The sequence below is a fragment of the Actinocorallia aurea genome, assembly GCF_054783995.1.
Window position 1 is genome coordinate 1 of the sequence record NZ_BAAGPQ010000005.1, and the last position, 4,302, is coordinate 4,302.

At 70.7% G+C, this 4,302-nt stretch carries 4 protein-coding genes; 3 read left to right on the forward strand and 1 reads right to left on the reverse strand.

Annotated elements, in window-relative coordinates; genetic code table 11:
• Positions 1–616: S8 family serine peptidase (locus ACYVOM_RS08140; RefSeq protein WP_460302630.1), on the reverse strand; the 616-nt coding region annotated here is incomplete at its 3' end.
• 618 nt (positions 617–1,234) lie between these two features.
• On the opposite strand from ACYVOM_RS08140, the gene ACYVOM_RS08145 reads away from it, so the two are divergent.
• From ACYVOM_RS08145 to ACYVOM_RS08155, 3 genes are all read left to right on the forward strand, one after another.
• A complete protein-coding gene (locus ACYVOM_RS08145) occupies positions 1,235–1,420 on the forward strand; it encodes a hypothetical protein (RefSeq protein WP_460302631.1) in 186 nt (61 codons plus the stop codon).
• A gap of 100 nt (positions 1,421–1,520) precedes the next feature.
• Positions 1,521–3,488: a PatA/PatG family cyanobactin maturation protease gene (locus ACYVOM_RS08150; protein WP_460302632.1), complete on the forward strand. Its 1,968-nt coding sequence runs from the start codon at positions 1,521–1,523 to the stop codon at positions 3,486–3,488.
• 63 nt (positions 3,489–3,551) lie between these two features.
• Positions 3,552–4,302: S8 family serine peptidase (locus ACYVOM_RS08155; RefSeq protein ID WP_460302633.1), on the forward strand; the 751-nt coding region annotated here is incomplete at its 3' end.

Below are 4,302 nucleotides of genomic sequence, written 5' to 3' on the forward strand. Positions count from 1 at the left end.
CACGCCCGGCATAAGCAGGCCCGTAGTTGCTGTACGACGACACCACACCATCAGCACGGTGGAAGTCCACCAACAGCGCGCCGGGCAGCCCGGTCGGGGCGATGCCGCAGCGACCGTGAACGTCGCCGGCCGACATCGTGACCAGGACACCCGCCTCGATCGCGTGCACGACGGCGCGTTCGAGCAGCGGATCGGCGTTGGCTGCCGCGGCGTGATGGGCCGGAGCGTACTGAATGATGTCGGAGCCGGCTTCGATGAGTTCCTCGATGGCGCGGGCATCCCAGTGCGGGTCGTGAGAGACGTGCATGTCGGCGTGCCGGCCGAGGGCGATCACGCGGCATCCGGGGACGAGCCCGGGCAGGACGGTGCCGGGCCGGCCCGCCAAGACGCTGGCGGTGAACGTGCCGTGCTCGCGAAGCGTGTCGTCCACCGGCCCGGCCGGACTCCACCACGGCGTGCGCACTTCCAGGTCGGCGCCGGCCAGACAGGGATGGGCCAGATCGGGCGGCCCGTCGACGATGCCGACGACCACTCGAGGGTCTCCCAGCGTGTGGCGGTGCAGCGCGGTGAGGCCGGGCACCGCCTGGGCGGGCAACGTCGAGGGCACCGCGATCAACGCCGCGGCCGGAACGGCGGCGAGGCTGCCCGCCCGATCGCCCTGGGCCGTGCCTGACGGCCAGGGCGGCGGCTGGTCGTGTGGGACATGGATAAAGCTCCTGACAATGCGAGATGAGGGGCCACCGGGCGCGGCTACAGGGCCGCCAGCATGGCTTGTCCGCGGGTGGGCAGTTGGTAGGCGGCGGGGTCGTTGACGTTGGCGTTGTACCGAAGCCGGAGCCAGGCCCGTTCCCGCTGCCGTCTTGTGGACGCCCCGTCGTCCGATGTGCTGGGCGTGCTCAACCGGACCGTGGCATAAGGATCGGTGAGCCGCTCGCGACACACCGGCGCCACCTGTGGAGGGAACGAGGAGTTGGCCGGCTCTTTCCTGTGCGGGCAATGGATGGTCGTCAGGGAACAGGCCGCCTGGCGGGTCAGACCTCGGGCCGGTTCGGAGGGCAGGGGACCGCAATGAGCCGGTCGTGCTCCCCCGCACGGTGGGGTGACGTCGTTCTGCACAACTGCCTCCGGTGAAGTGGTGGCCGAGGGTTCTCAGAGAAGAGCCGGCGATCAAGGCCATCAGACACGCATGATGGCTACAGAAAGTTTCCGATCAACTACGTTTAGTATAGGCGATGTGGATCTGATCGGTGATCCACCAGCGCGAAAAGGAGCCATCACCATGTCGCAGAACCTCATGCCGTGCTTGGCCGCTCCGGTCGAGCGGACCGTCACCGGCGCTGCTGCGCACGATGCCGAGGGGGCCTCGCAGTCCAACCAGTGGTACACCTACACCACCTTCGCCGGTCAGGACGACGAGTAACCAAGAGCCCTTTGGTCAGAGGCGGGTGCAGGCACGGCGCCGGTACTCGCCCTCTTGATGAACCGTGGACAGTCAGGTTCTCCGTCCCGGAGGGGGTGCGGTGGGCGAGGTTTCCGCGATCGCGGGCATGCCCGGACTGTGGCAGCTGACCCGTGGGGAGAGCCACATCACGGTGGCCGTGGTGGACGGTCTGGTCGACCGAACTCATCCGGCCCTGGTGGATACGGCGCTGACGCAACTGACCGAGGTCTTTCCGGGAGGGGACCCCGCAGGGCAGGCGGCGGCACATGGCACGGCGGTGGCCGGCGTGCTGTTCGGAAGGCACGATGGTCCGGTGGCGGGCGTGGCGCCCGGCTGCCGCGCCATCAGTGTGCCGGTGTTCACCGACGACCGGCGCACCTCCCAACTTGAGCTGGCACGGGCGATCGAGCTGGCCGCCGAGGCCGGCGCACACATCATCAACGTCAGCGGCGGGCAGCTGACCGAAGCGGCGGCGGCAGAGGACGCGCTGATGCGGGTGGTGCGCCGCTGCCACGAGGACGGAGTGCTGGTGGTGGCGGCCGCCGGCAACGACGGCTGTCTGTGTGACCATGTGCCCGCCGCGGTGCCCGGCGTCCTCGCGGTCGGCGCCTGCGATCACCAGGGAAAGCCGCTGGCACAGAGCAACTTCGGGCATGGTCTCCGCCGCCAGGGACTGCTCGCGCCCGGCCATGAGATCAAGGTCGCTGTTCCCGGCGGCGGCACGGCCACGATGAGCGGCACCAGCTTCGCGGCACCCGTCGTGTCCGGGGTGGCGGCCCTGCTGGCGAGTCTGCACCTGCGGGCGAGTGGCAGGTTCGACCTGCTCGGCCTCGGCGAGCTGTTGCTGGCCAACGCCGACCCGTGCCCTCTGCCGGACGGCCGGGACGAGCAATGCGCGCGCTATCTGACCGGAACCCTCAACATCACGAAAACGGTGAACGCTGTGACCACGTCCACATCAACGTACCCTGCCGCGATTCCGTCCCCCGCGGTCCCGCCTATGGCCGCGGCGCCCTTCCCGAGCGCGTCGGCAGTGTCGGCCGCCGATGCGGGCCGGGCGCTGCAGTCGTGCGGGGATCCGGGTCAAGGCGGCAGCGCCGGTGCCTGCGGCTGTGCCGCCGGCGGGGCGGCCTCGCCCGCCGATGCCGCAGGCGGCGTGCACGCTTCGGCCCAGCAGGCCCGGACCGCCGATCGGCGGCTGGTGTACGCGCTGGGGACCCTGGGCTACGACTTCGGCAGCGAGGCCCGCCGGGACACCTTCAAGCAGCTCATGCCGCCGGTGGAGGTGGAAAGGGGCGTGACCGTGCCGGCCAACCCCTACGATCCCCGGCAGATGGTCGACTACCTGCAGGCCAATCCGTCCGAGGCCACTCCACTGGTCTGGACGCTGAATCTGGACCTGACCCCGGTCTACGCGGTCGAGCCGGTCGGCGGCTATGGCCCGGGCGTGTACGAGCGGCTCGTGCAGTTCCTTGACCGGCAGCAGCGGGCCGAAGACGACGTGGAGTTCGTCGATCGCATCTCCGTACCCGGAACCCTGCCGGGACGCACCGTACGGTTGTTCAACGGCCAGCATGTCCCGGTCATCGAGATCAACCTGACCCGCGGCCTGTACGGCTGGTCGGTCGCGGGCCTGGCCCGCGAGATCACCTCCGGATGCGATGTGCCCCAGCAGAACCAGCGGGGCGCGAGCTCCGACCGGGACCGGCTGGAGGCCGCGGTCTCCGACTTCCTCCAGCGCATCTACTACGACCTGCGCAACTTCGGTGCCACCAGCCGCGACCGCGCGCTGAACTTCGCCGCCACCAACGCCGTCCAGGCCCGCGAGACCCTCGCCGAAGCGCTCGGGCGGGGGATGGCGCTGCAGAACATCGACGTGGAGAAGAGCCCCTACGGACGGCCCGACAGCGACTGCTGGGACGTCAAACTGCGCTTCTTCGACCCTGACAACAGCCGCCGTGCCAAGCGCGTCTACCGCTTCACCCTGGACGTCAAGGACGTCCTGCCCGTCACACTCGGCCCGGTCCGGAGCTGGCCCGAAGCCTGACGGCACCACCACGCTCGTCGGCACGCCCGCCGCGGCCTCTACCCGATCGGTGAAAGTTCCACTATGCCCCGCCACGCCCCAGCCCCGCACTCCCTGGCCGGATCCGACGCATGGCCCCGGCCAGGCCACGAGGCCGCGGGCGGGCCCGACGCCACAGTGAGCGTGCCGGGCCCGCCCGACCGGGCGGACCGGCCGGCGAAGCCGGCGCCGCGCCTGCCGCACCAGGCCGTCGCGGGGATCACGGCACTGTGGCGGCATACTCTGGGCGATCCTTCGGTCATCGTCGGCGTCTACGACAGCCCTCCCGACCTGTCGCATCCCTGTCTGGCCGGCGCCGACCTGGAAGTGCGCACGCCGTGGTGGAGTCCGGCCGGGCCGGTGGACGACACGCTTCGCGAGCACGGCACGTTCACCGCCAGCGTGGTGTTCGGCGGGCCCGGCACCGTCCTGCCCGGCCTGGCTCCCGGATGCCGCGGCGTCATCGTCGGGGACACCCGGCCCGATCATCCGGATCTGCCGCCCGACCCGTGGCACACCGCCCGCGCCGTCGAGGAACTCCTGGACGCCGGCGCGCAGATCATCCAGTTCAACATCGCCCACCACACCGCCTCGGCGGACGCCGACGAGATGCTCAAGCGCGCCGTCGCCCGCGCCGTCGACGCCGGCGTCCTGGTCACCGCGTCCGCCGGCAACGACCACGGCGCCTGCGTCATCGCCCCCGCCCTGTTGCCCGGTGTCCTCGTGGTCGGCGCGCACCGTGCTGATGGTGTGGTGTCGTCGTACAGCAACTACGGGCCTGCTTATGCCGGGCGTG